This is a genomic window from Paenarthrobacter sp. JL.01a, assembly GCF_025452095.1.
Lineage (GTDB): Bacteria > Actinomycetota > Actinomycetes > Actinomycetales > Micrococcaceae > Arthrobacter.
Genome location: NZ_CP104877.1, coordinates 4,352,916 through 4,379,766, shown reverse-complemented (window position 1 = coordinate 4,379,766; position 26,851 = coordinate 4,352,916). Strand labels below are relative to the sequence as shown.

The 26,851-nt window shown below is 63.4% G+C and carries 23 protein-coding genes; 16 read left to right on the top strand and 7 right to left on the bottom strand.

Features of this window, described 5'->3' with window-relative positions:
• Positions 1-7: 7 nt before the first annotated feature.
• Positions 8-406: a winged helix-turn-helix transcriptional regulator gene (locus N5P29_RS20900; protein WP_262276669.1), complete on the top strand. Its 399-nt coding sequence runs from the start codon at positions 8-10 to the stop codon at positions 404-406.
• A gap of 48 nt (positions 407-454) precedes the next feature.
• Here the strand turns inward: N5P29_RS20900 and N5P29_RS20895 are convergent, their stop codons facing one another.
• The gene (locus N5P29_RS20895) at positions 455-1,156 is read right to left on the bottom strand and encodes an ABC transporter ATP-binding protein (RefSeq protein ID WP_262276668.1); all 702 of its coding nucleotides are present in this window, start codon (positions 1,154-1,156) and stop codon (positions 455-457) included.
• A 24-nt stretch (positions 1,157-1,180) separates the two neighbouring features.
• Positions 1,181-2,260 carry an ABC transporter permease gene (locus N5P29_RS20890; protein ID WP_262276667.1) on the bottom strand — a complete coding sequence of 360 codons (1,080 nt, stop codon included), beginning with the start codon at positions 2,258-2,260 and terminating at the stop codon, positions 1,181-1,183.
• Positions 2,261-2,454: 194 nt separating this feature from the next.
• On the opposite strand from N5P29_RS20890, the gene N5P29_RS20885 reads away from it, so the two are divergent.
• From N5P29_RS20885 to N5P29_RS20855, 7 genes are all read left to right on the top strand, one after another.
• Entirely contained in the window at positions 2,455-3,735 is a 1,281-nt protein-coding gene (locus N5P29_RS20885) for a sensor histidine kinase (RefSeq protein WP_262276666.1), read from the top strand.
• Positions 3,732-4,388: a response regulator gene (locus N5P29_RS20880; protein WP_262276665.1), complete on the top strand. Its 657-nt coding sequence runs from the start codon at positions 3,732-3,734 to the stop codon at positions 4,386-4,388. Before N5P29_RS20885 ends, N5P29_RS20880 begins: the two co-directional genes overlap by 4 nt.
• 194 nt (positions 4,389-4,582) lie before the next feature.
• A complete protein-coding gene (locus tag N5P29_RS20875) occupies positions 4,583-8,431 on the top strand; it encodes an NPCBM/NEW2 domain-containing protein (protein ID WP_262276664.1) in 3,849 nt (1,282 codons plus the stop codon).
• 114 nt (positions 8,432-8,545) lie between these two features.
• A complete protein-coding gene (locus N5P29_RS20870) occupies positions 8,546-10,540 on the top strand; it encodes a penicillin-binding transpeptidase domain-containing protein (RefSeq protein ID WP_262276663.1) in 1,995 nt (664 codons plus the stop codon).
• Positions 10,541-10,583: 43 nt separating this feature from the next.
• Positions 10,584-12,266 carry an ABC-F family ATP-binding cassette domain-containing protein gene (locus N5P29_RS20865; protein ID WP_262276662.1) on the top strand — a complete coding sequence of 561 codons (1,683 nt, stop codon included), beginning with the start codon at positions 10,584-10,586 and terminating at the stop codon, positions 12,264-12,266.
• Between the two features lie 165 nt (positions 12,267-12,431).
• Positions 12,432-13,199: a DeoR/GlpR family DNA-binding transcription regulator gene (locus tag N5P29_RS20860; RefSeq protein ID WP_262276661.1), complete on the top strand. Its 768-nt coding sequence runs from the start codon at positions 12,432-12,434 to the stop codon at positions 13,197-13,199.
• On the top strand, positions 13,196-14,380 hold the full coding sequence (locus tag N5P29_RS20855) for an MFS transporter (RefSeq protein ID WP_262276660.1): 1,185 nt from the start codon (positions 13,196-13,198) through the stop codon (positions 14,378-14,380). Before N5P29_RS20860 ends, N5P29_RS20855 begins: the two co-directional genes overlap by 4 nt.
• On the opposite strand, the gene N5P29_RS20850 is transcribed toward N5P29_RS20855, so the two are convergent.
• On the bottom strand, positions 14,325-15,029 hold the full coding sequence (locus tag N5P29_RS20850; protein ID WP_262276659.1) for a phosphatase PAP2 family protein: 705 nt from the start codon (positions 15,027-15,029) through the stop codon (positions 14,325-14,327). The two genes, N5P29_RS20855 and N5P29_RS20850, sit on opposite strands and share 56 nt — an antisense overlap.
• A 55-nt stretch (positions 15,030-15,084) precedes the next feature.
• On the opposite strand from N5P29_RS20850, the gene N5P29_RS20845 reads away from it, so the two are divergent.
• The 6 genes from N5P29_RS20845 (at position 15,085) to N5P29_RS20820 (ending at position 21,544) form a co-directional block, all read left to right on the top strand.
• Entirely contained in the window at positions 15,085-16,590 is a 1,506-nt protein-coding gene (locus N5P29_RS20845; protein WP_262276658.1) for a bifunctional phosphatase PAP2/diacylglycerol kinase family protein, read from the top strand.
• A 152-nt stretch (positions 16,591-16,742) separates the two neighbouring features.
• A complete protein-coding gene (locus N5P29_RS20840) occupies positions 16,743-17,684 on the top strand; it encodes an ABC transporter ATP-binding protein (protein WP_262276657.1) in 942 nt (313 codons plus the stop codon).
• 5 nt (positions 17,685-17,689) lie between these two features.
• Positions 17,690-18,589, top strand: coding sequence for a DUF2705 family protein (locus N5P29_RS20835; RefSeq protein WP_262276656.1), 900 nt, complete (start codon positions 17,690-17,692; stop codon positions 18,587-18,589).
• A 26-nt stretch (positions 18,590-18,615) separates the two neighbouring features.
• A complete protein-coding gene (locus tag N5P29_RS20830; protein WP_262276655.1) occupies positions 18,616-19,905 on the top strand; it encodes a sensor histidine kinase in 1,290 nt (429 codons plus the stop codon).
• Complete coding sequence (locus N5P29_RS20825) at positions 19,902-20,591, top strand: response regulator (protein ID WP_186313552.1); 690 nt, start codon at positions 19,902-19,904, stop codon at positions 20,589-20,591. The genes N5P29_RS20830 and N5P29_RS20825 overlap by 4 nt, the downstream gene beginning before the upstream one ends.
• Before the next feature lie 65 nt (positions 20,592-20,656).
• Positions 20,657-21,544, top strand: coding sequence for an intradiol ring-cleavage dioxygenase (locus tag N5P29_RS20820; RefSeq protein ID WP_262276654.1), 888 nt, complete (start codon positions 20,657-20,659; stop codon positions 21,542-21,544).
• A gap of 16 nt (positions 21,545-21,560) precedes the next feature.
• On the opposite strand, the gene N5P29_RS20815 is transcribed toward N5P29_RS20820, so the two are convergent.
• The gene (locus tag N5P29_RS20815) at positions 21,561-22,064 is read right to left on the bottom strand and encodes a hypothetical protein (RefSeq protein WP_262276653.1); all 504 of its coding nucleotides are present in this window, start codon (positions 22,062-22,064) and stop codon (positions 21,561-21,563) included.
• A gap of 3 nt (positions 22,065-22,067) precedes the next feature.
• Positions 22,068-22,790 carry a FadR/GntR family transcriptional regulator gene (locus N5P29_RS20810; RefSeq protein WP_262276652.1) on the bottom strand — a complete coding sequence of 241 codons (723 nt, stop codon included), beginning with the start codon at positions 22,788-22,790 and terminating at the stop codon, positions 22,068-22,070.
• A 181-nt stretch (positions 22,791-22,971) separates the two neighbouring features.
• Between N5P29_RS20810 and N5P29_RS20805 the strand changes: the two genes are divergently transcribed.
• Positions 22,972-24,276, top strand: a complete 1,305-nt coding sequence (locus N5P29_RS20805; protein ID WP_262276651.1) for a M18 family aminopeptidase — start codon at positions 22,972-22,974, stop codon at positions 24,274-24,276.
• Positions 24,277-24,513: 237 nt separating this feature from the next.
• Entirely contained in the window at positions 24,514-25,929 is a 1,416-nt protein-coding gene (locus tag N5P29_RS20800) for an amino acid permease (protein ID WP_262276650.1), read from the top strand.
• A gap of 84 nt (positions 25,930-26,013) precedes the next feature.
• Here N5P29_RS20800 and N5P29_RS20795 read toward each other — a convergent pair whose 3' ends face one another.
• Both N5P29_RS20795 and N5P29_RS20790 read right to left on the bottom strand, forming a co-directional pair.
• Complete coding sequence (locus N5P29_RS20795) at positions 26,014-26,685, bottom strand: DUF1345 domain-containing protein (protein ID WP_262276649.1); 672 nt, start codon at positions 26,683-26,685, stop codon at positions 26,014-26,016.
• Positions 26,678-26,839 (bottom strand): DUF6019 family protein, encoded by a 162-nt coding sequence (locus tag N5P29_RS20790; protein ID WP_262276648.1) that lies wholly within the window; start codon positions 26,837-26,839, stop codon positions 26,678-26,680. The genes N5P29_RS20795 and N5P29_RS20790 overlap by 8 nt, the downstream gene beginning before the upstream one ends.
• Positions 26,840-26,851 lie beyond the last annotated feature (12 nt).

Genomic DNA, 26,851 nt, shown 5'->3' with positions numbered 1-26,851 from the left:
TTACCTCATGGATACTAAAGACCTCCCCGCCAACATCCTGGACCCCAACTGCCCGTCCCGCGTGATCTTCCAGCGCATCGGTGACAAGTGGGCCTCGCTGGTGATTCAAGTGCTTGGCGACGGGCCTGTCCGTTTCTCCGAGTTGCGCAAAATGGTCAATGTGGTGACTCCCAAAGTCCTGACCCAAACGCTGCGTACTTTGGAGCGGGACGGCCTCATCAAAAGGACTGTCTTCGCGCAGGTGCCGCCCCGCGTGGACTACCAGCTCACGCCCATGGGTGAGTCGCTGCTGCAGCCTTTGTCCTTGCTGCGTGAATGGGCGGAGAGCCACGTGCCCACCATCATGGAGGCCCGGGATGCCTACGATGATGCCCAGGACCAAGCCCTCCTCGCCACACCCAAGTAGGGGACAGCTCTTGCTCCAATGGGGCTCCGTAGCGACGTTTGCTGTCCCCTAGTTGGGCAGGGCGGACGGGACTGATGCGCGGCTGATCCGTCCGTCCCGCATGGTCGCGACTGCGTCCGTGAGGGGCAGGAACTCGGTGTCGTGGGTGACCATGACCGTTGCTGTCCGGAATTCGTCTGTCACCCGGCGAAGGAGCCGGACAATCGACTCGCTCCGTTCGTGATCCAGCGCAGCCGTGGGTTCATCCACCAGCAGTACTGTCGGCTTGCCCATGAGGGCCCGGGCAATATTCACGCGTTGCCGCTGCCCACCGGACAATTGGTGCGGCCTTTTGTGGAGGGCCGCGGAAAGACCCACAACGTCGAGAAGCTGCTCCGCCTCGCGCCGGGCCTCCTTCGCGCGGTTGCCGCGCAGATGCTCGCGGACCATCAACTGTTCGACGGCGGTCAGTGACGGCAGGAGGTTCGGTTGCTGGAAGATGATGCCCACCTTGTCACGGCGCAGGGCAGTGCGTTCGGCCTCCTTGAGGGCAGCGACATCCTGTCCATCAATGATGACGAGCCCGGCCGTGGGCTTGATGAGGGTGGCGGCCACGGCAAGCAACGAAGATTTGCCGGAGCCGGAGGGGCCAACCAGTGAGAGGAATTCTCCGCGGGCAACGCTCAGGTCCACGGAGTCCAGCGCCTTAAGCGTGGAGCCGCCATCGGGGTATTCGAGGGAAACGTTGATAAGACCAAGTGCAGTGTTCATGGGATATGCCTTTCGAGGAATGTTTTAGTTGCCGCCGAGAGCCAGCAGTGGATCGACCGTGGCAACCTTGCGGACCGCCAGTACTGCTCCGGCCAGGCCAAGGATGACGATCCCCGCCACGGGCAGCAGGGTGGTGAGCGGCGTGACCAGGAACGGCGCTGCTTTGGCCGCAAGGACTCCCCCGGCCAGCCCCACGAGTCCCCCCAGCGCAGCGCCCGCGAGCAGCACGAGTGCTGCCTGGGCCAAGGCGTCGCGCAGGACGTAACCGGAGGACGCGCCCAAAGCTTTGAGAACGGCGATGTCGCGGGTTCGCTGAACCGTCCATACCGTCAGGAAGGCCACGATTACCAAGGCCGAGATTCCGTAGAGGAAGGCCTGCATCAGGAGCAGGGAGCCGTTCTCGCTCTTGTATGACGCCAATGCTTGGAACGATCCGGTCCGGTCCGTGCTGACCGTGCCGGCCGCAGCGTTGGCGGCGTCGACGTCCACGGAGGTTCCGGCGTCGTAAGTTATGGCGAGGACGGTGGCCGTACCCGGGGCGGCGTGGGCGACTGAACGCCACGTGTCCAGGGTGGTCCACACGACGCCCGTATGCGAGTACCACTGGTCCTCCACTACATTTGCGACCGTCAGGTCAGTACCGCCCAGGCGGAGCCGGCTGCCCTTCGTCAGGCCGAGGTCCTTGGCCAGGGTTTCGCCTACGACGACGGTCCCGTCCTCCACAGCCACTGGACCGTTGACTCCACCGAAGACCGCGACGTTGGCGGTGCCGTTCGGGGTGCCGCCGTCGGCCAGGGACTGGACACGGGATTGGCTGATGCCGAGGGCCTCCACTGAGCTCACGCCTGCTTGCTCGCGCCAGGTCTGAAGCTGGGCCGCGGAGACCTCCGATTCCGTGTACGACGCTTTCGCTTCACCGCCCGCGGGCGCTCCAAAGGCGATCTGCTGTACGGGAAGGGCAGCAATGGCTGAGGTGGACTGGTTGCCCAATCCCGCGGTCAGCCCGGAAAGCATGACGAGCAGCAACGTGATGAGTGCGACCACGCTGCCCATGAGGGCGAATCGGCCCTTGGCGAAGCGGATGTCGCGGATGGCGAGAAACATCGGATTCCTTCTGTTGGATTCGGGCTTGGTCCCGTGCTTTCAACTCTTCCGGCCAAGCGCACTCCGGACATCGGGAGGCGGATGGATTCACAGGCGTCGAGCGGTTGAAGGGGGAATCAACCGAATGGTTGATTCGGGCCTTGCAGCAGGGATTTCGGGCCTTTGGGCGGATGGCCGGGGATACGCTGGAAGGCATGCAGTCCCCCACCGGTGCCGCCACGATCCTCCGCGTCCTGCGCGTGAGCCTGCACGTCGGTTTTGCCGTCCTGTTGCTGGTGGCGATCGTCCGACTGCTGGCTGGCGCCGGCCCTGCGGGTGCGCCTTCCCCAGTGGCAGTAATCGCCGGCTTGGGGCTGTCTGCCTTGCTGGCCTTGGTGTACCTCGCCGGAACCGTGCTGGAGAAGCGGCACGCCAGCGATCCCTCCAGGTTCAACCCTGCACCGTACGCGCTGTGGTGGCTGGCCATTGTGATGGTGCTCTGGCTGCTGCTGCTCCTGGTCAGCGGTGACTTTGCCTGGGTGGCCTTCCCGCTGTTCTTCCTTCAGTTGCACCTGCTTCCGCGGCGCCTGGCGTTGCCGGCCATCGCCGTCAGCACGGCCTTGTTGGTGGGAGCTTTGTGGTTCCACAGCAGAGGAACAGCCGACGGCGGCCTGCAGCTGGCCATGGTGCTGGGACCCGTGTTCGGGGCGGCATTCGCGGTGGTCACCGGGCTCGCGTACCGCGCCCTGTTCCTCGAAGCCGAAAACCAGCGTCTGGTTGCCGAGGAATTGCGCCGGACCCGCGACGAACTCGCCAAAACACAGCACGACGCCGGTACGCTGGCCGAGCGCGAACGCCTGGCCCGCGAAATCCACGACACCTTGGCGCAAGGCTTTTCCAGCATCGTCCTCATGGGGCGTTCCACCGAGAAGGCCCTGGACAGCGGCGATGTGGAGACCGCGAAGGAGCGGCTCAGGATTGTCCAGGACACGGCATCGGCCAACCTGGCTGAGGCCCGGAGTTTCGTGCGGGGTCTTCGGTCGCCCGATCTTGAACAGTCCGGGCTGGTGGACACTCTGCGCAGGCTTTGCGAGAAGACCGAAACCGAGGCGGCCGCCCGTGGGTCCGCGCTGAAATGCCGCTTTGAGGTGGTGGGGACCCCGGTTGAACTCCCGAACACCTACCAGACCACCCTGCTCCGGGCCGCCCAAGCCTCCCTTGCGAACGTGTGGGCGCACGCCAAGGCGCGTGCCGCCGTCGTGACCCTGTCGTTCCTGGGCAGTGAGGTGACATTGGATGTTTTCGATGACGGCGTCGGTTTTGAACCGACGACGGCGGACGGTCCAGCACGCGGCGACGGCACCGGCGTCGGGCTTCTGAGCCTGCGCGAACGGCTGGCGGCACTGGATGGCACGCTGGACCTCGAGTCGGCGCCAGGTGAGGGGACGGTGGTGGCCATCCGCGTGCCGCTGCCGAGCGGGGAGGAGGCGGAATGAGCGACATCCGGGTTCTGCTGGTTGATGATCATCCGGTGGTCAGGGCTGGGCTGCGTGCCATGTTGGGCGATTTTCCAGGTGTGCTCGTGGTGGCTGAGGCTGCAGACGGTGACGCCGCGCTGGCCGAGTTGAGCAGGCTCCATACGCTTGGGGAGCCCGTGGATCTGGTGCTGATGGATCTGCAGATGGGCAGTGGCATGGACGGAGTGACAGCAACTGAAAAAATCAAAGCCGGGGAGGCTGGAACTCCCCCGCCGCCGGTCCTGATTCTGACCACGTACGATACCGACGCCGACATCCTCGCCGCCGTGGAAGCCGGCGCCAGTGGGTACATGCTCAAGGATGCGCCCCCGGAACAGATACGGCAGGCTGTCCTGTCCGCCGCTGCCGGGCAAACCGCGTTGGCTCCCGAAGTCGCTGCACGGTTGATGGGGCGGATCAGGAACCCTTCGCCGGTTCTCAGCGCCAGGGAAGTCCAGTTGTTGGAGCTGCTCGCCACGGGGATGAGCAATCGGGCCATGGCCAAGCGGCTCTTCATTTCGGAAGCCACCGTGAAGACACATTTGGTGCACATCTATTCGAAGCTCGGGGTGGATAACCGCACCGCTGCCATCGCTGCAGCAACCCAGCGCCGGATCATCCGCGGGCACTGATTAGCCCGCACCCCTGCTCGCCCAAGTAGGGGACAGTAAACGTTCCAATGAGCCCTTAACAGAGCGTTTGCTGTCCCCTAGTTGGGTGCCAATTTAGGTGAAACGGTTGACCTTTGGCCTCCAAGCAGTGACGATTAGTGCACGTTTCGCTATGAGTTTGATCACAAACTGTCACTCTTCGAAAGTTGGCTCACATGTCCGCACCCTCCACGGGTCTGTCCGGAGCTGCGCCCAACAGCTCCGGACGCGCCAGAAAAGGCACACTCAGCAGGAAGGCCGCCTCGCTCGGCCTGGCCTCACTGCTCCTCGCAGGAACCATCCCCGCCCTCACATTTGCCGCCGGTGCGAATGCCGCTCCCGGAGACCCGGCCGCGGTCAAACCCGTCACCCCGGAAGTCCCCGTCGACGCAGCTGGAGTACCCCTCGGCGCGGTGACCGGCTTCACCCAGTCCGGCAGCGCCGTCGATCTCTCTACAGAAAAGGGCGCCATCCGCGTGACGTTCCTGGACGACTCCAACTTCCGGTTGGAAGCCGATCCCAGCGGAAAATTCACGGACCCGGCCAACACGGATCAAGGCGACCCGGCCAGGACGGCCAACATCGTGGTGGGCAAGGACAAGTTCCCCGGCACCGCGCCCACAGTCACAGACGGCGAAACACTCACGCTGAAAACTGCGAAGATCAGCCTACAGATCAACAAGGCCACCACCCAGTTCCGCGTCGCCCGGGCTGACGGCTCCGTGGTCCTGGAGGAGTCAGCCCCCATCACCTTTGGCGCTAACTCGGCCACGCAACACCTCAAGCAGCACGACGGCGAGCAATTCATCGGCGGCGGCATGCAGAACGGCCGCTCCGTCCACACCGGCGCCCTGATCAACATCGCCAGGAACTTCGATTGGGACGACGACGGGTACCCCAATGCCGTGCCGTACTACATGTCCTCCCTGGGCTATGGCGTCCTGCGCAACACCTTCGCCCGCGGCTCCTACGACTTCAAGGACCAGCCAACTACTACGCATGAAGAAAAGCGCTTTGACGCCTACTACTTCGTGGGTGACTACAAGCAGTCCCTGGGGGCGTACACCACGCTGACCGGCAAACCGATAATGCCCCCGGTGTACGCCCTGGAATACGGTGATGCGGACTGCTACAACCGCTCAAACCCGGGCTACTCATCCTCCGGCTTCGGAGATCCGGATGGGGCCAAGCAGCGCACCTCGGACGCGATCAAGACCGCGCGGAAGTTCGTGGAGAACGACATGCCCGCCGGTTGGATGCTGGTCAACGACGGCTACGGCTGTGAGTACCAACAGCTCCCGGAAACCGTGAGCAACATTGAGGACGAAACCGATCTCAAAGTTGGCCTCTGGACGCAGCGTTCCCTGACCAACCAGGAATACGAAGTGGGCGAGGCCGGTGTCCGGCTTCGCAAGCTGGACGTCGCATGGGTCGGCCAAGGTTACCGCCAGGCGCTCACAGGTTGCGAGGCGGCGCACGGCGGCATCGAGCAGTACTCGAATGCCCGCGGCACCTCGCTGATGGTGGAAGGCTGGGCTGGCTCCCAGCGATGCGGCATGCAGTGGACGGGCGACCATTCAGGAAATCTCGACGCCGTTCGCTGGCAGGTTTCGGCCCTCACCGGCGCCGGCAACTCGGGTCTGGCGTTCACCACGGGTGATGTCGACGGGATCTTTGGAGGGTCCCCGGAGTCGTACGTCCGCGATCTCCAGTGGAAGGCCTTCGCTCCGGCCCTGTACTCCATGTCCGGCTGGGCTGCTACGGACAAGCGTCCATGGCTCTACGGTGACGATGCTACGGCCATCAACCGCCACTACCTGCAACTGCGCCAGCAGCTCATGCCCTTCATCTATACGCTGGCTCAGGAATCCTCCACGACGGGCGTTTCGATGATGCGCTCCATGGCCCTCGAGTTCCCCGACCAGGAATGGTCCTACGGCGCCGAAGCCAACAACCAGTTCATGCTCGGCTCGGACTTCCTGGTGGCTCCCGTCTTTACCCAGACCGACGTCCGCAACGGCATCTTCCTCCCAGCCGGTCAGCAGTGGGTGGATTACTGGACCGGCAAGCTCTACCAGGGCGGCCAGATCCTCAACGGCTACAACGCACCCCTGGACAAGTTGCCGGTCTTCGTTCGCGCCGGAGCGGTGGTCCCGCAAGGCATCGTGGCCCGGAATGCATCCTTGGTCCCGGAAGACTCCATGATCACCCTGGACGTCTACGCCAAGGGACAGGACACCTTCACGCTCTACGAGGACGACAAGGTCACCCGCGAGTTCAAGGACGGCAAGTCCTCCAGCCAGGTCTTCGCAGTGGACGCCCCCGGTACGGGCAACAGCAGCGTCAAGGTGTCCATCGGTGAACGGAAGGGTGAGTACACCGGCAAAGCTGCGGCCCGACCCTACGAGCTGAAAGTCCATGCCGGCGCCGCACCCAAGGACGTCAAGATCGGTGGCACCAGGCTCACCCAGCACGCCACCCAGGCTGCCTACGCGGCTGCGACCACTGGCTGGTACTTCGACGAGGCCAACAACGGCACCATTTGGGTAAAGACGGGGTCGATCGCCTCCAACCAATCCGCAACAGTCCAGCTCCAGCAGGCCGGTCCGCTGGGTGGAAAGAGCCAGGAAGACACCGCTGCTGAAGTCCGCGTAACAACGGGTCAGCAGGTCTTCCAGGACCAGGAAACCACCGTCACCGCGGCCTTCGTAAACACTGGAACCAAGGCAAAGACCAACGTGGTTCTCACTCCGGTCCTTCCCGAGGGCTGGACGGTCGTCTCATCAACCGGAGCAACGGCAGCCAAGGTGGAAGGCGGAGCCACTACCAGTGCCACTTTCGTCATCAAACCTGGCTCCAGCGCGAAGGCGGGCCAGCAGACTGTGCGGGTGTCGGCGTCGTACCTTGCCTCCGGATCGAACCAAACGGTGACCGGCGGCAACCAGATATATGTCGCCTATGGATCCTTGGCCGCGGCGTACAACAGCATTTCGGTCACCACGGTCGCGGGCAAGGCGCTCGGAAACTTCGACGGCGGTGGTGCCACGTTCGCTGCCGAGCAGCTGGCTGCCGCAACGGTACCGGCAGGTGGCGTCCGTCCGGGCAGCACTGTGACCGTTGACGTCGGGAAGCCGACGCAGGTGGACTACACCTGGCCGGCGGTGGGACCCGACGTTCCTAACTCCGTGGCATTGTCCGCGCAAACCATCTCGGTAAAGGGCAAGGGAACTCACCTGGCTGTATTGGGTTCGGCCGCCGTGGGCAATGGAACCAGCCCGGTGCTGACTCTGACATATTCCGATGGGAGCATAGAGAAACAATCCATCTTCTTCCCGAACTGGCTGCAGCCGTCGGTGCTGAACGGGGCCACGCTCGCGGTGTCCGAACAGGGCCGCAACAACGCCAATGGACCGTCCCCGGAATACACGCAATACAAGTACCAGGCGTTTTCGAACACGGTCCGGCTGAACCCCACCAAGGAATTGGCCTCGGTCACGCTGCCCACTGACACCCGGGTGAAGTTCTTCGACTGGAAAGTCACCTCGCAGCCGTTGCCGGACGTTCCGCACGGGACGGTTTATGCCTCGGAAACACCGTGGGTCCAGGCTTTGAACGGCTACGGCGTGATTGGCAAGAACGTGGCCAATAAGGACTCGGCATCCTCCCCGGACAAGCCGCTGGCCATCAACTACACCGATCCTGCGACCGGCCAGCAGCCAGTTTTCACCAAGGGTCTCGGTGTCCACGCTGCCTCCAAAATCACGTACTACCTGGGCGGTAAGTGCACCTCGTTCACCTCACAAGTGGGCCTGGAGAGCGGCTTTGGCGGCAACATCATCTTCAAGGTCAACGCCGACGGCGTGAACAAGTACCAGTCGCGGACGTACACGCCGGGCTTCGCTCCGGAGTCCGTGTCCGTCGACCTCACCGGCGCGGCGTATGTGGAGTTGGTGGTGGATCCGTCCGGCTCCATCAATGGCGCACACGGTGTCTGGGGTGATGCGAAGTTCAACTGCGCTCCCTGATTTCGATGTAAATGACGACCGCCGCTTGCCGCCTCCTTCCGGGTGGCAGGCGGTGGCCGTCCGCTTCCCGGGCACAACAAGAAACTGTCAGGGGAACCGGGCATAATGTGGCAAATGGGGAAAACACGTACTTTTGTTATTGGTCTGGCCGCAATCGTCATGGCAGGCTCGCTTTCCGCCTGCGACGACGGCCGCTCCGGCGCGGAAGGTGCGGCCAAGCAGCTCGCATCCTCCCTGGCAGCGCTCGACGTCGGTCAGCTCGCCGTTGACGGCAAGGACGCTGCCGCGGCCAACGATGAACTGAAGGCCGTGTTCGAAGGCCTCGACGCCAAGCCCTCGGTTGAATCCGGTGAGGTGAAGATCGACGGCGGCACCGCCACTTTCCCCCTTAAGTACAGCTGGAACATCGGGTCGGCCAAGTGGGAGTACAGCTCGCAGGCCACCTTGAAGAAGTCCGGCGATAAGTGGGCCGTGCAGTGGAGCCCGGCTTTGCTCGCCCCTGAACTTTCTGACGGCGAGACGCTCTCCGTTAAAACCGTTCCCGCCCAGCGCGGCCAGATCCTCGGCGCCGGCGATGCCCCGATAGTCGAGGACCGTCCGGTGTTCCGGGTGGGCATCGACAAGACCAAGGTTCCTGCAGAACAGGCTGACGCCTCCGCGCGTGCCATGGCCACCCTGCTTGGACTGGACGTCGAAGAATACGCCAAGCAGGTAGCCGCTTCCGGCCCGCAGGCGTTCGTGGAAGGCCTGGTTCTCCGCGCCTATACACCGGAGATTACCGAAGCAAAGATTGAGGCCATCCCCGGTGGTTCGAGCATCCTGGACTCCATGGCCCTCGCACCAACACGGACCTTTGCGCGGGCACTCCTCGGAAGCGTCGGGCAGGCCAGTGCCGAGCAGATCGAGAAATCCAACGGTGCACTCCGCGCTGGTGACACTACGGGAACCGGCGGCTTGCAGCAGAAGTACGACAACCTCCTGCGCGGCAAGGACGGGGTTGAGGTCATCGCCAGTGCCAAGGCCAAGACCGAAGGTGAGACGCCAGGGACCAAGGTGGTTTTCTCCACCCTCCCCGCAGCCGGCACGACGCTCAAGACCACTCTTGACCTGAAGCTGCAGCAGCTGGCCGAGGAGACACTTGCCGGTGTGGGCCCGGCGTCGGCCATCGTCGCGCTGCGGCCGTCCACAGGTGCTGTGCTTGCCGCTGCCTCCGGTCCTGGGAGCAACGGCTACAACACGGCAATGCTTGGCCAATACGCACCGGGTTCCACCTTCAAAATGGTCGATTCCCTGGCGATGTTCCGTAATGGTGCCACTCCAGACACAAAGGTCGATTGCCCGCCCACGGTGACAGTTGACGGACGTACCTTCAAGAACGCCGAGGGCTACCCCGAGAGCTCGCTGGGATCCGTAGCCCTGCGGGATGCTTTCGCGCACTCCTGCAACACCGCATTCATCAATGCGCGCGACACCGTAAGCCAGGACCAGTTGGAGTCGGCAGCCCAAGCCCTCGGTGTAGCCGTCGAGGCTCCCAAACTGGGTGCAGATGCCTTCCTTGGTTCCGTCCCCGGTGCTGCCCAGGGCACGGAACACGCCGCCTCCATGATTGGCCAGGGCAAAGTGCTCTTCTCCCCGCTCTCGGCCGCCGTCATGGCAGCGTCCGTTGCCAACGGTGCACCTGTTTCGCCCCAGCTTGTCCTCAACGCGGACGCAGTGCCGGCTACGGCATCCGGCGGCGCAACCGCCAGTGCAACGCCCACCGACAGTGGCTCCGCCACGCCGTCGTCGGACTCTTCCACGGCCAGTGCTCTCCCGGCTTCGCCGGCTTCAACCAAGCCGATCACCAAGGCAGAGGCCGCGTCGCTGGCCGACATGATGCGGGCGGTGGTGACGTCCGGACATGCCGGATTCCTTGCCTCCGTGCCCGGTGCGCCGGTTGGGGCGAAGACTGGAACAGCCGAATTCGGCAACGACAACCCGCCCAAGACCCATGCCTGGATTGTTGCCACCCACGGTGACCTCGCTGTCGCGGTGTTCGTTGAAGACGGCGGACTGGGAGCCACCACCAGCGGGCCGCTCCTGAAGTCGTTCCTTACCGCGGCGGGCTAACCCCGGCTCTGTCCGGCGGGTCCGCCCGTGGGAGGATTGAAACGTGGCCCATATTGACGTTTCCGGCATTGACTACTTCCTCTCCGACGGCACCCAGCTGCTTAATGGTGTGACTTTCAAGGTCCCCGACGGCACCAAGACGGCGCTGATCGGGCCGAACGGAACAGGCAAGACCACCCTGTTCAAGATCATCGCCGGAGACCTTACTCCTGATGAAGGCGCCGTCGGCCGATCGGGGAACATGGGCATCATGAGGCAGTTCGTCGGGCAGGTCCGCGACGAATCGACCGTCCGCGACCTCCTTGTCTCCACGGCGCAGGCCGGACTCGCGGCAGCCGCCAAGGCCGTGGAAGAAGCCGAACTGGCCATGATGGAGCACGACGACGAGCCAACACAGATGAAGTACGCCCAGGCAATCGTGGACTGGGGTGACGCCGGTGGATACGACGTCGAGACCGTGTGGGACGAGGTTTGCATGGCCGCACTCGGGATTTCCTTCGACAAGGCGCAGTTCCGCCGTGCTTCGACGCTGTCTGGCGGCGAGCAGAAGCGCCTGGTGCTGGAAGCGCTCTTCGCCGGTCCGGATGAGCTGCTGCTCCTGGACGAACCGGATAACTACCTCGATGTCCCCGGCAAGCGCTGGCTCGAATCGAAGCTCAACGAGTCCAAGAAAACAGTGCTGTTCATCAGCCACGACCGGGAGCTGCTCAACAACGCGGCCGGTCGCATCGTGACACTTGAGCCGGGGATCAACGGTGCAGGTGCGTGGATCCACGGTGGCGGCTTCGGCTCCTACGTGGAAGCCCGGGCCGACCGGAACGCGCGGTTTGAAGAACTCCGCAAACGCTGGGACGAGGAGCACATCAAGCTCAAAGAACTCGTCAACATGTACAAGAACAAGGCCGCCTTCCGTTCCGACATGGCCAACCGCTACCAGGCAGCCCAGACCCGACTGGCCAAGTTCCTGGAGGCTGGGCCTCCCGAGGCGCTGCCGATCGAGCAGAACGTGAAGATGCGCCTCAAGGGTGGCAGGACTGCCAAGCGTGCCGTGGTGGCCGAAAAGCTGGAACTTACGGGACTCATGAAGCCTTTCTCCACCGAGATCTGGTTCGGCGACCGAGTGGGCGTGCTGGGCTCCAACGGTTCCGGCAAGAGCCACTTCCTGCGTCTGCTCGCCACCGGCGGCACCGACCCGGAGCGCGAGCACCTGCCAGTGTCCGACGTCGTTATTGCTGAAGTTCCGCATGAAGGGGCGGTAAAGCTTGGCGCCCGTATCCGCCCCGGCTTCTTCGCGCAGACCCACGTCCGTCCCGACCTCCTGGGCCGCACCCTGTTGGAGATCCTGCACCGCGGCGACGAACACCGCTCGGGCCTCCCGCGTGAGGCCGCTGCCGGAGCCCTGGATTCCTATGGCTTGGCGGGGCAGTCGGAGCAGAAATACGAGTCCTTGTCCGGTGGTCAGCAGGCACGATTCCAGATCCTGCTGCTCCAGCTGTCCGGCGCCACGCTCCTGCTGCTCGATGAGCCGACCGACAACCTGGACCTCCATTCGGGTGAGGCGCTGGAGCGTGCCATCGACGCGTTCGAGGGCACCGTCCTGGCGGTCACACACGACCGCTGGTTCGCCAAGTCCTTCGACCGCTTCCTGATCTTCGGCTCCGACGGCAAGGTCTACGAATCCGAAGAGCCGGTGTGGGACGAGAAGCGGGTGGAGCGCGCCCGGTAACCCGGACGCTCACTCACGTCCCCCGGGTTTGGCCCCGACGCTCGCGCACATCCCCGGTTGGACTGCAGGAGCGTTCGCGGGAAGGCAGGGGGATGTGAGAGAGGGTGCGTGCGCATTTGATCAGACACAATGATTAAATGATCACCAACCTGATACGGTAGAACCATGGGAACTACTGACCGCCACCGGCTTATCGGCGAGCTGCTGCGCGGGCAAGAAGAAGTAACTGTTGACCAACTGGTCTCCGCGACCGGAGCTTCAGGCGCCACCATCCGCAGGGACCTGGAGATCCTCGCGGCCAACGGCGTGCTCAAGCGCGTTCACGGAGGGGCCCGCAGTCTCCTGGCCCGTGGCGAAAATCCGGGGTACGGGCAACGTGAACTCGAAGACCACGAGGCCAAGAGGCGCATCGCGACAGCCATCGACAGGCTGATCCAGGACCGCGAACACGTCTGGCTGGACAGCGGATCAACGGCTACGGAGATCGCACGCCGGCTGGGCAGCCGCGAGCTGACTGTGATGCCCATGTCCCTCCACAGCGTTGAAGCGCTGACACAAAACAAGGATGGACATGCCCCTGAACTCATCCTCCCCGGCGGAACGCTCACCACAGGTGAGCAATCATTCCGGGGACCCATGGCGGAAGGCAATGTTCGCTCGCTGAGGTTCGATACCGCCGTCGTGACCCCTTGCGCGCTCAACCTGAAGGACGGACTCCTGGCGCACGACCTCGACGACGCCGCCGTCAAGCGCGCCGGACTCGAGTCTGCCGCGCGGGTCATCGTGGCGGCCTCGGGAAGCAAGTGGCACGCCAACGCGAGGGCCTTGGTTGCCGCCATGGAGCTCGTGGACGTGATCGTGACTGACCTCGAACCATCCCCCGAAGACCTCGCCCGACTCGACAAACTCTCCGTGGAAGTTGTGATTGCATGACCACCAACACCAGAAGCACCAACGTCAACGCCGCAGCCGTGGCGACGTTCCTGATTTTCGGCATGAACGGCTTGGTCTTCGCCAGTTGGGCGGCCCGCATCCCTGCGGTAACGGAGGCGCTCAGCCTGACATCCGGACAGATGGGGACGCTTCTGCTTTGCACGGCAGTTGGATCGTTGCTGGCGCTGCCGTCGGCAGGCTGGGTCGTAGGCAGGATCGGCACCGCGAACACCGTGCGGGTCGCAGGCATCGTGGCTGGCGCGGCCGGTACGGGCATTGCCTTCTCCCTGATTGCCGCGTCGGTGCCTGCGACGGCGATCGCACTATTCTTCTTTGGCATCGGCATTGGCCTCTGGGACGTCGCCCAGAACATCGAAGGTGCCGACGTTGAGCACCGGTTGGAGCGGACCATCATGCCGCAATTCCACGCCGCATTCAGCGGGGGTGCGTTCCTGGGCGCGCTCATCGGCGCCGGGCTGTCCCAACTCGGGGTTGGCCTGCCCGAGCATTTGCTGGTCATCGCAGCCATCGCCGTCACCCTCGCGTTGACGGTCCCCAGGTTCTTCCTGCCGCACGAGGCAGTGGAAATTCACGACGGCGGCGCGCCGGCTCCCAAGGGCCCTGCGGCCTGGCGGGACGGCAGGACGCTGCTCATCGGCGTCGTGGTCCTGGGGGCGACCCTCACCGAGGGTGCAGGCAACGACTGGATCGCCAAGGCGGCCGTAGACGGACTGGGTTCTTCGGAATCCACAGGCGCGTTGCTTTTCGCCCTGTTTGTCCTGGCCATGACTGTTATGCGGTTCCTGGGTGGCAAAGCGATCGACAAGTTCGGCCGGGTGGCAGTTCTTCGGGCCAGCATGGCCGCCGCGGCGCTGGGCCTGGCACTGTTTGTCTTCGCCGGCAACGTGGTCCTGGCCGGCGTGGGCGCAGCCCTCTGGGGAATAGGCGCAGCGCTGGCGTTCCCGATGGGCATGTCCGCGGCCGCCGACGATCCCAAGCACGCTGCGGCGCGTGTCTCAGTGGTTTCAACGATCGGATACGTCGCGTTCCTGGCGGGTCCCCCGTTGTTGGGCTACCTGGGTGATCAAACCGGGATCCACTTGGCCCTGTTGGCCATCGGAGTACCTATTCTGGTTGCTCTCCTGCTTGCCGGCGTCGCGAAGCCTTTGCCTGCCAAGTAGTCCTGCTGCCGGCGGATGCATTCTCCTGGATGCATATATCTCTGAAGGGCCACCACAACAGAAGCGATATTCCCGCAGCAAGACACGCTGCCCCCAAGACGTCACTCAACCAGTGGGCTGACAAGTAGGTGCGGCTGATCATCATCGCCAGGATTCCCAGCACAGCCACTGCAGTCATCCACCAGCGCCCTATCAGCAGCACCAGTACTACCAGCAGGGCCGTAGTCGCAGATACATGCCCGGATGGGTATGAACCGGTATCAGTGAGGACTCTTGCGCCCTCGGGACGCGCCCTGTTCACCACCGCTTTTGCCACCTGCGTCAGGGCCAAGGCAGCGACTCCGGTGACGGCTACGAAAAATGCCGTCATCGGCCGGTTCCAGATGAGCAGGGCTACAGCCAGCAGCCCGTGGCACACCAGCATGCCCACGTAGCCCGCCAGGTTGAGGATGCCGTTCACCCCGTCCCAGAACGGTGTGTGCAAGGTGAACGCGAAAGCCTGCCACCGCGTGTCTGCGCCGTTGAAGGCCGGCTCCCCCTGCCCCAACAGGAGCATTGCCGCCGGGACGGCGAACCCGCACAACAGCAGTACCCCTGGGACAACGAGCTGCCAATCCGGCTGATGGCGCGGAGTCAGGACGCGAATCATCAACTCATCGTAGTCATGGCAACCTTCCCGCAGCGGCAGGCGATACTGTGAGGGGATGCGAGGCTTCATGGCCAAAGGCCCCAAACGTGTTGTGAGACTTGACCAATTCCTGGTGCGGGCCGTTTCCCGGCAGCCCCAGGGAGACCATGACGTCTTCTTCCGCCGACTCTCCGCCGCCGCAACCAAGGGAAAGCTCTGGTTCGGGATTGCGGGGATCCTGGCGACGGTGCCCGGCAGACCCCGCCGCGCCGCTCTCCACGGCCTGCTTGCCTTGGGGGTAGCCTCTGGCGTCACCAACGTTATTTTCAAGCGTGCCCTGCCCCGGCGGCGTCCGCTGCCTGAGCACCTGCCGTTGTTCAGGTTCGTGAACCCGCAGCCCACCAGTTCCTCCATGCCGTCCGGCCACTCAGCGTCAGCTGTGGCATTTGCGACGGGGGCAGGAATAGTCTCACCTGCGATTGGTGTGGCCCTGGCGCCCATTGCGGCCGGGGTTGCCTACTCCCGCGTGCATACCGGCGCCCACTGGCCTTCGGACGTCGTCTTCGGTTCCGCCCTGGGTGCCGGTGCAGCCCTCCTCACCCGGAAGTGGTGGCCCGCGCGGCCAGCCGAACCGACTCCCCGCCGCACTCCAGCTGAGGTGCCGGCAATTCACGACGGCGAGGGGTTGAGTATTGCGGTCAACGTCCTGGGTGGGTCCTACTCTCCCGAAACCGGCGAACTCCTCCGAAAGATATTCCCTAAGGCTTATATACGGGAGATCTCAGAGGACGAAGACGTCGCTGAGGAAATCAATGCCGCAGCAACCCGGCCGGGAACCGTCGCGCTGGGTGTTTGGGGCGGCGACGGAACGGTGGGAGCTGCCGCTGCGGCCGCCGTCGAACATTCACTGCCTCTGGCAGTCCTGCCTGGCGGCACCCTTAACCACTTCGCCCGCGATCTTGGTGCCGGCTCCATCGAAGATGTCCTGGATGCGTTGGACAATGGCCAGGGCGCATCCGTTGACCTGGGGCATGTGGTGGTGGAGCGTGGCCTGCCTGACATGCCGGAAGTCTCCGAACTGGCCATGTTGAATACCGCCAGCGTGGGCGTGTACCCCAACCTTGTCCGTCGTCGCGAGCGGCTCCAGCCCGCCATGGGCAAGCCGCTGGCAGGGGTGGTCGCGTCACTTCGGACCTTTGGCGTGAATTCGCCCACCACCCTCCTGGTGAACGGACGGCGGCACAAGCTGTGGATCCTCTACATGGGTCGAGGAAGGTTCTATCCCAGCGACCACGCCCCGCTGCGCCGTCCCGTTCTCGACGATGGCGTGTTCGACCTCCGCATGATCACAGCGGATGAGCCGTTCGCGCGGGCACGCTTGCTGTGGGCAGTCATCACGGGCACAGTATCGGCATCCAAGGTGACCCACCTGACCGAGGTCACGGACATTACCGTGGAGGCCATCGGCCAACCATTGGTGCTTGCCGTGGACGGTGAACCCAAACCCGGAGTACGCAAGGCGACCTTTACCGTGAAGCCGCGGATTCTCAATGTCTATTCGTCACTGCCCGTAGCTGAGTAGTGCGGTCAGCCGGGGTCATCCGGGAGGACTACCCTGACTGGACCCTGAATCATCCCTGAGACAGGCGATTTACCTTCCTTCCCTGAGTAGCGTTATGGGTACATTCAAAACTCATCTGCACGCTCATGTGCTCCGAGGAGGGGAACGCTTCCATGATCGAAGCAAAAGGCCTGACCAAGGTCTACGGCGAGAAGACGGCCGTCGGCGGTGTCAGTTTCACTGTCCAGGCTGGACGTGTGACGGGCTTCCTGGGCCCGAACGGCGCCGGCAAGTCCACCACAATGCGCATGATCATGGGACTGGACTCTCCCACGGCGGGCGATGTGACAGTCAACGGCCTGCACTATGCGCAGCACAAAGCTCCGCTGCACCAGGTTGGGGCGCTCTTGGATGCCAAGGCCGTGCACACGAGCCGCAGTGCGTACAACCACCTGCTGGCCATGGCCGCCACCCACAGCATCCCCACCGCCCGCGTCCACGAGGTCATCGAAATGACGGGTCTCGGTGCTGTGGCGAAGAAGAAAGCCGGAGGGTTCTCCCTCGGCATGGGCCAGAGGCTGGGCATCGCCGCTGCGCTTTTGGGGGACCCGCAGACCCTCATCCTGGACGAACCCGTCAACGGCCTCGACCCTGAAGGTGTTCTATGGGTGCGCAACCTGGTGAAGTACCTGGCCAGTCAGGGGAAGACTGTTTTCCTGTCCTCGCACTTGATGAGCGAAATGGCACAGACTGCGGACCACCTGATCGTGATCGGCCGTGGCCGGATCATTGCGGATGCTCCTGTGAAGGACATCATCGCCGGTGCGCAGCAAGCCAAGACCCTGGTCCGCACGTCCGCCGCAAGCCAGTTGTCGGCCCTCCTCGTCGGCGATGGCGTGCGGGTGGACCAGAGCCAGACGGAAACCCTGGAAGTGGTGGGCCTGCAGCCCCGCGAGATCGCCCAAGTGGCCCTGGACAACAACGTCCTGGTCTACGAACTGACGCCGCAGGTTTCCTCGCTGGAGGATGCCTACTTCAATCTCACCAAGGACGAAGTGGAGTACCAATCCCATATGTCCGGTCAGCCTGTCACTGCTGCGCAGGAAGGAAAGTAAGGACAATGAGCACCATGACTGAAAACCGCACCAATGCACCAGCCCACGCATCGGCTGGCGTTCGCGGCGTTACTTTCGGGGGAGTCGTCAGGTCCGAATGGATCAAGCTCCGCTCGTTGACGTCCACCGTGATCCTGCTGGCTGTCACACTGATCGCCACGGTGGGTGTGGGCGCTCTTGCCGTTTTGATCCGCTATACGTTCCTTGAGCAGATGATCAAGCAGGCCAAGGACGCCGGCCAGCCTGTCACCGGGGAAATGCTGACCAAGTCCTTCCCTCCGGGTTCCGGCTTTGACCTTTACAACCTGCCCAACGCCGGCATCCAGATCGGCACCCTGGTTCTGGGCTCTCTCGCAGTGTTGTTCATTTCTTCCGAGTACGCCACGGGCATGATCCGCTCAACCATGAACGCGGTGCCCAAGCGCATTCCCGCCTTCGCGGCCAAGGCGCTGCTCCTTGTGGTCATCTCCTACGTCATTACCACGATCGCGGCGGTGCTCACTTTCCTGATCGCCATGCCCGTCTTCCAGGGGTTGGACATCGATCTCACCTGGTCCACCGACGGGGTCATGTACAGCATTTTCACCGGCGGCCTGTACGTCGCCGGCGTCGCGCTGATCGGTCTGTCGTTGGGAACCCTTCTCCGTAACTCCGCCGGTGGCGTCACCGTGCTGGTGGCCCTGTTCTTCGTCCTGTCGATTGCTTCCGGGTTCCTTTCACTGGTTCCGGGCGACTTCTGGAAGTACGTACCCCAGTACATCCCCAGTGAGGCCGGCGGCAGGTTCCTTTCCATCGGACACACCGACGGCGTCATCGATCCGTGGCAGGGTGGCTTGATCTTCCTGGGCTACGTATTGCTGTTCCTGATTCCCGCCGTGTTCGCCATCAAGAAGCGGGATGTCTAGGACGCCCAGCCGTCTAGGCTCAATCCATGACTGAAGCTCCACAGGTGAAGGACGCGCCGCCCACCCTGGCCGACGCGTCCTTCGCCGAAATTGCCCAGCGCCGCAGAGGCAGGATCCGACGCTATTTCTTCCGGCGTCCCCGTGCCATGGATGCCGTGGTGGTGCTCTGCTACATACTCCTGGCGCTGCCCACCATCATCTCCTCGCTCGGGGAGGGCAAGTGGCTCGTAGTGGCGATCCTCCTCCTGATCGCGCTGGCGCTGGTCTTCCGGCGCAAGTTCCCGCTGCAGGTGGTGCTCGCCGTCGCGCTTTTGGAAGTCTCTGCCACCATCCTGAACCCGTGGGGGTCCAATGTTTCCGCGGGCCTTTGGTTCGCGCTCTACGCCGTGGCGTCCCTCCGTAAGCGTGGCATCACTTTCTTTGTTTTTGTGGCGGCCAGCCTGCCCTTGAGCCTTCTCTACCTGTTCATGTGGACAAGTCCGGCCCAGACTGACACGCTGCAGGACCTCCCGGAGAATTTCCACCTCATCAACAACATCGCCACAGCGGTGACCATCATGTTGTCGAACCTCCTGGCGACGGGCATCGGCATCTCCGTCCGGCAGCGTCGCGAACACGAAGCGGAAATAGCGGAGTGGGCTGCCCGGACCACACGGCTCGGCAAGGTCACCGAGCGCAATCGCATCGCCCGCGAAATGCACGACGTCGTGGCCCACTCTTTGACGGTGATGATCAGTCTCTCGGACGGTGCGGCAGTTGTGGTCAAGAAGGATCCGGAACGCGCCGGTGAAGTCCTCAGCGAGCTTTCGCGCACCGGACGTACCGCGTTGGCGGACATGCGCCGCGTTCTCGGTGTACTGCGCGATGATTCCGGGCGTCCTGCGCCACTTACGCCGCTTGAGTCCGGATACAATCTCGCGAAGCTTCTTGAGGGGTTCCGCACGGCCGGCCTCCCGCTGCACTATGCCCACACCGGCCCGGCCCTGCCGGCCGATCCCGCCTTCGAGCTCACGGTCTACAGAATCGTGCAGGAGTCGCTGACGAACGTTTTGCGCTATGGCCGCTCGCTCAGCCGGGTGGACGTGCTGGTGGCCCGCGACGGCGATGTGGTCACCATTGACGTGCTCGACGACGGCCGCGGAACCCGGGATGGGGGCAGCGAATCGATAGGCAGCCTGGGCGCGGGCCTGGGCATCGCGGGGATGAACGAACGCGCGGGAATCTATGCTGGAATTGTTACCGCCGGTCCAGGAAAAAGAGGGGGTTGGGCGGTGCACGCCGATCTCCACTGGAACGGCGAAAAGGGGGAATCATGACCGATGACATTAAAGTGCTGCTCGTCGATGACCAGCCGCTGCTCAGGATGGGCTTCCGGCTCATCCTGGAAGGCGAAGAAGACTTCCACGTCGTGGGCGAGGCATCCGACGGTGCTGACGCCGTCCGCCAAGTCGAAGCCCTGCAGCCCGATGTGGTGCTCATGGACGTGCGCATGCCCTCCATGGACGGGATCGAGGCAACGCGCCGCATCTCCGAGTCCGGTTCCGACGCGCGGGTCATCATCCTTACGACGTTCGATCTGGATGAGTACGCCTTCACAGGTCTGCAGGCCGGTGCCTCTGCCTTCCTGCTCAAGGATGTTGCCCCGGCGGAGCTCGTGCACGCCGTACGGCTGGTGGCCAGCGGTGACGCCGTCGTTGCTCCGCGGGTGACCCAACGACTCCTGGAAACGTATGTCCGCGGCGGTGCCGTTCCTGGTAACGCACCCTCCCCGCATCGGGACCCGTTGCTGGACGAACTCACCCCCCGGGAAACCGAAATCCTGACGACCATCGCTGAGGGCCTGTCCAACGCGGAGATCGCACACAAGTTTTTCCTTTCCGAGGCCACCGTGAAGACGCATGTCCGCCGGATCCTGAGCAAGCTGCAGTTGCGGGACCGCGTGCAAGTGGTGGTGTATGCCTACGAGACCGGACTGGTTGTTCCGAGCAACCCGGACTACTGACCTTTCACAGCCCGGCCATAGTCTGACCATGTACAAGGCACAGGGGCTGCGGGTTTGATGGAAGCATGACCAAGCCCCATCCCCACCACGACAAAGGATTGGAGTTCGACCTCTCCACGTTGCTGAGTCGTCGCCGCACTCTGGGCGTCCTTCTCGGCAGCGGGGCGGCTGCCGCGCTTGCGGCCTGCACGCCGGGCACGGAAGGTGGCAGCGCAACGCCGTCGGGCACCTCCAGCGCTACCGTCACCCCATCGGAAAGTACGACGGCGGCCGCCTCACCGTCGTCGCAGGCGAGCAGCACCGTAACGCGTGCGTTCGCCGAATGCGGGGTGGAGATCCCCGAGGAAACGCTGGGTCCCTACCCGGGGGACGGATCGAACGGGCCCAACGTGCTGGAGGCTTCCGGGGTTGTCCGGCGCGACATCAGATCCAGCTTCGGAACGTCCAGTACCAAGGCGGCAGGTGTGCCCCTGACTGTCACTTTGACGCTGCTGGACAATGCGAACGGGTGCTCTCCGCTGGCGGGCGCCGCAGTGTACGTCTGGCATTGCGACCGGAACGGCAAATATTCGCTCTATGATTCCGGACTGGAAAACGAAAACTACCTCCGGGGCGTGCAGGAGGCCGATGCCAACGGACAGCTCACGTTCAGCACAATCTTCCCGGGAGCGTATATGGGGCGCTGGCCCCATATTCACTTCGAGGTATTTGAGTCCATGAGCAACACCAGCGCCGCGGGCCAGGTACTTGCCGTCTCGCAGATCGCACTGACGGAGAGCGCCTGCAAAGCCGTGTATGCGACTGACGGCTACGAGAACAGCGCCCGCAGTTTCCCGAAAACCACACTGACCTCCGACAACGTCTTTGGTGACGACGGAGGCATATACCAGTTGGCGACTATTTCAGGCTCCGTGCAGGGCGGATACACGGCGGCCCTGAACGTCACCGTTTAGCGGGCGGCAGCCGGAACTAGTAGACCACCTGGACGGCGAAAGCGTCTTCGTCTTCCTGCAGGCTTGATGCGGCGGCTGCGGCAGCTGCACGGGGAATCTGGTCAAAGGCAGGGACGTGAACCACCGAGCCGGGAACCTCATCGATGGACACCACGATTTTCCCGTCGGCCGCTTCCTGGATCCGCGCCGTCAACTGCACCTGGTTCTTTTCCCGTTGACGAAGGGTCGTGGGCCTGCAGAGTGAGTAGAAGGGCGTGGCCCTGTAGCGGGCCCCTTTGGGAAGGTCGCACTGGATAATGCTGGACTCTTCGAGGATCCCGAGGTTGACGATGAGGGTATCCCTGCAGACGTCGACCTCAGCCAGGATGTCCTTCAACCTGCTGGCGCCGTTGCGGGCCAGGCAGCTGATGATCTGGGCGTGAAGGCGTGTGCGTCGGTCGCGGACAGCTGCAGACGGGCCCGTCGATTGAGGTTCGGGTTCTGCTGGCGGGCCGCTTTGTGGCATGGTGCTGGCTTTCATGTCTCAGGCCCTGGTCGGGGCGCTTTGTGGGGCGGTGACTGATTCCAGGGTGTGTTCCACGCCCTGGAGGTGCAGCATCATGGCCAGAGTTGCTTCATCTGCTGAGCCGCGCTCAATGGCCGCAAGGATCGCCGCGTGCTCGACGCCGGATTCCTCGCGGCGGTCTATCACCTGGTTCAGGGTTTGGGACTGCTTGGCCATGGCGTCCTCGATGTCCGCCTGCATGGTCGCAAACACGCCGTTGCCGCTGGCTCTGGCGATCCTGGCGTGGAATTCGGAATTCAAGGCCACCCACTGCTGGAGTTCGTCCTCAACGGCCATGGCCTCCAGAATCTCCCGCAGGCCTTGCAGATCCTCTTCGGTGCGTCGCTGTGCGGCCAGGCCCGCAGCCGGGATTTCAATATGGGGCCGGGCTTCCAGCAGCTGCCGGGCCGAGTATTTGCCGAGGCGCAAGTCATTGATCACTTGGTCTGACACCACAAAGGTGCCCTTGCCGGTTTTTGTTGACGTGAGTCCAAGCGAAGCCAGCGACCGCAGGGCTTCACGGACCATGGTCCGGGACACTCCGAAGCGCTGGGCCAGCATCGATTCCGACTCCAGTTTGGTTCCGACTGGAATTTGTCCGTTTTGGATTGCCTCCCGCAGCGCGGCCAGAACGCCTTCAGCCGCACCAACCCGCACCACGGGACCCTGACCAGCTGTCCAGCTGTCCAACAGGTTGTTCATGCCCTGACCATGACACGACGCCCGACCAACGGTCAAGGGTGATCCGGAAACATGTCACGGGGAGGTTTCCTTAAGACCACCGGCTTCCCGGGGTGGTCATGGGTTGGCCGAAACCGCTCCTGCCACGGCGGGTACCTCGGTCAGGGCCGGTCGGTGAACCCGTCGGGCTAGACTCGGGAACATGCCTTCAAACGCTTCCGCAGCAGTTGACCATGTCCAGGATCTCGCCGCGTATGTGTCGGCCTCGCCGTCGAGTTTTCACGCAGTACACGAGGCCGCGCGTCGCCTCGACGCTGCCGGCTTTGTCGGCCTTGATGAAGCACAGGCCTGGGAAGGTGGTTCCGGCAGCTTCTACGTGATCCGCGACGGCGCCCTCATTGCCTGGGTGACGCCGGAAAACGCCGGTCCGACCACGGCTTTCAACATCCTTGGCGCGCACACAGACTCGCCGTCGTTCAAATTGAAGCCGAAGCCCACCACGGGCAAATTCGGCTGGCTCCAGGCAGGGGTGGAGGTTTACGGCGGGCCTCTCCTGAATTCATGGCTGGACCGTGAACTGCAGCTCGCCGGCCGATTGGTGATGCGCGACGGGACGCAGCACCTCACGTCCACCGGGCCACTGCTGCGCTTTCCCCAGTTGGCCATTCATTTGGACCGTGCGGTTAACGACGGCCTCACCCTTTCAAAGCAGCAGCACATGAACCCGATCTTTGGTTTGGGCGACCCCGCCGGGGAAGACCTGCTCGGTCTGCTTGCCTCGCGCGTCCAAGGCGCCTCCGTGGATGCTTCGGAAATTGGCGGGTACGACGTCGTGGTGGCAGATACGCAGGCACCGGCAGTTTTCGGGGCCAGCAGTGAGTTCTTCGCCTCCGGCCGCTTGGACAACCTTTCGTCGACGCACGCTGGGTTGGCGGCTCTGCTGGGCCATGCTGCTTCCGCCCCCGCCGACGGTCCCATCGCTGTTCTTGCCGCCTTTGATCATGAGGAGATCGGCTCGAACTCCCGTTCCGGCGCCTGCGGGCCGATTCTGGAGGACATCCTGACCAGGATTTCCGACGGTCTCGGCGCTTCGGTGAGCCAACGGCGGCAGGCCCTCTCGGCGTCGTTCTGTGTTTCCGCGGACGCCGGCCACGCAGTCCACCCGAACTATGCAGAGCGGCACGATCCCGCAAACCGTCCACTGCTCAACGGCGGACCCTTGTTGAAGATCAATGCCAACCAGCGCTACGCCACGGATGCCACGGGCGCTGCCTTCTGGGCGCGCCTCTGCGATGAGTCGCGTGTCGCCTACCAGGAGTTCGTGTCCAACAACGACATCCCGTGTGGTTCGACCATTGGGCCGCTGACCGCGACGCGGCTGGGCATCCGGACCGTCGACGTGGGTATCCCGCTGCTGTCCATGCACTCGGCCCGGGAGCTGTGTGGCGTGCAGGATCCGTACTCCTTGGCGCGGGTGGTGGAGGGCTTCTTCGCTACGGCTGTGTGATCCGAGCCACGGCCGCAAGCCTCAAGGGGTCGTTTCAGGCTCGTTTCGATTGTGCTCCCTGGTAAACATCTGATGCTTAAAATCATACTTTTTGTGCATCGCGCCGTTTTGCGGAAGCGCAAAATGTAAGTTTGCACAGGATGCTGACGATGGGTGCTGGCTACTGTGGGTAAGCCAAGTGGTCCACCGCACACCCAACGGGGGCCTTTCCAAGAACACAAAGGACGGCGACGTTCGATGCACGCTGACCAACAGCTTTCAAAATCCCTGAAGCCCCGCCACCTCTCCATGATCGCGATTGCCGGCGTCATTGGAGCCGGACTGTTCGTGGGCTCCGGCGCGGCCATCCAGCAGGCCGGCCCCGGCATCCTGCTCGCTTACTTGGCTGCAGGCTTGGTAGTCATCCTTGTCATGCGCATGTTGGGGGAGATGGCTGCTGCCAACCCCGAAACGGGATCTTTTTCCACATACGCCGACAAGGCCCTTGGCCGCTGGGCGGGGTTCAGTATTGGCTGGCTCTATGCCTGGTTTTGGATCATCGTCCTCGGTATTGAGGCAACGGCGGGAGCTGCCATCATGCACCGCTGGGTTCCCGGCGTCGATCAGTGGGTCTGGGCCTTGGTGCTCATGGTGCTCTTGACCCTGACCAACCTCGGATCCGTGAAGTCCTACGGCGAGTTCGAATTCTGGTTCGCCTCCATCAAGGTCGCCGCGATCGTCATCTTCCTCCTCGCGGGAATCGTGGCGATCCTGGGGCTGATGCCGGGCGTATCCGCGCCGGGAGTTGCCAACCTGCTGGACCAGGGCGGCTTCATGCCCAACGGCCCGGGCGCCGTGCTCGCGGGCATTCTCGTGGTGGTCTTCTCCTTCTTCGGAGCTGAAATTGCCACTATCGCCGCGGGCGAATCCGAGAACCCGGTAGATGCCGTCAAGAAGGCCGTGAAGTCCACTGTCTGGCGCATCCTGATCTTCTACATCGGATCCATCGCCATCGTGGTGACCCTCCTGCCGTGGAACGATGCTTCGGTTGCCAAGAGCCCGTACGTCGCGGTCATCGAGCTGTATGGCATTCCGGGCGCCGGCACCATCATGGACATCGTGGTGCTTACCTCGGTGCTTTCCTGCCTCAACTCAGGGCTTTACACCGCAAGCCGCATGTTGTTCTCGCTCTCCCAGCGCGGAGACGCTCCCAGGTCCTGGATGAAGATCTCCAAGCGTGGTGTTCCGGCTGCAGCGGTGCTTGCTTCCACCGTGGTGGGGTTCATTACGGTCGGTTTGAACTACATTGCCCCGGACACTGTCTTCCTGTTCCTCGTGAACACCTCCGGTGCCATAGCCCTGTTCGTGTGGCTTGTCATCGCGACCTCCCAGCTCATCCTTCGCAAGCGCATGGGGGCAGCCGCAAAGGACATGGAGCTCAAAATGTGGTTCTTCCCGTACCTCACGTGGATCGCCATCGGGGCGATCGTGGCGCTCGTCATCGGCATGGTCATCATTGAATCCACGCGCGAGTCGCTTTTCCTGTCGCTGGCCCTGGCCGCTGTTGTGGTTGCCATCGGAGTGTTCCGGTATCGCCGAAAGGGCGGCAGCCCCGCTGTGGCGACCAACGCGGAAGCCGAGCGCGAGGAGATCGGTTCCGGACCGGCGTCGTAAGCGCTCTTCTGCTGCGGGGCAGCTGCCGTCAACGTACGACGGCGGCTGCCCCGTTGTGCATTTCGGCCCGCTTGGCCTTCCTTGTTACTGGGCCAGCCCAATCACCAGGTTGATCGTGACTGCCAGAACGACAGTGCCGAACAGGTATGAAAGCAGGCTGTGCTTCAGTGCCTCGGCGCGGATCCGGTGGTTTTCGAGGTTGGTGTCGGATACCTGGTAGGTCATGCCAAGGCTCGTGGCCAGGTAGGCGAAATCCGTGTACTGGGGGCGTCGGTCCTGGTTGAAGCTGATGCCGCCCACTTGTCCTCCTGCGTCTTTTGCAGGGCTGTAGTAGAGCTCGGCGTAGCGGAGGGTGAAGAGGGTCTGCACCAGCATCCAGGACAGTGCAACGCACACAAGCGCCAGCGCTCCCGATGAAAGCCGGGACCCGTTGTCTTCAGAGTGGGAGTTGACGATCACTGCAGCCGCTGCGGCAATACTGGCCAGGTTCGCGATAAGGATCAGGAGGTCCGTTACCCCGCGCGATGGGTCCTCGGACGTGGCATGTTGCTCTGTTTCGGCGGGATCCATCCGGGCAATCACCAACCAGACCCAGGCGACGTAAATCAGTGCCGCCGTCGCCCATCCGACTGCCGGGGCATCCACCCAGCTCCCCGTTATCCCGGTGTAGAGGAAGGTTGCGGTGCCGGCCACCAGCATGGCGACAAAGCGCAGCCTGCTGCGCCGGACCCTGGTGTTCTCCGCAGCCTTAGTCATTGGGGTTCCCGGGCGAGCCGGCCTTGTCGGTGAGTTTCGATGCCTGGAGGATGCCATCCCGCACCCCGGCACGAACCACGAAGTACAAGGCGTAGAGGGCAATCGCGGCAATAACGATGGTCAGGACCAGGTTGTTCAACGGGGTGGCGTCCATCCAGCCACTCTA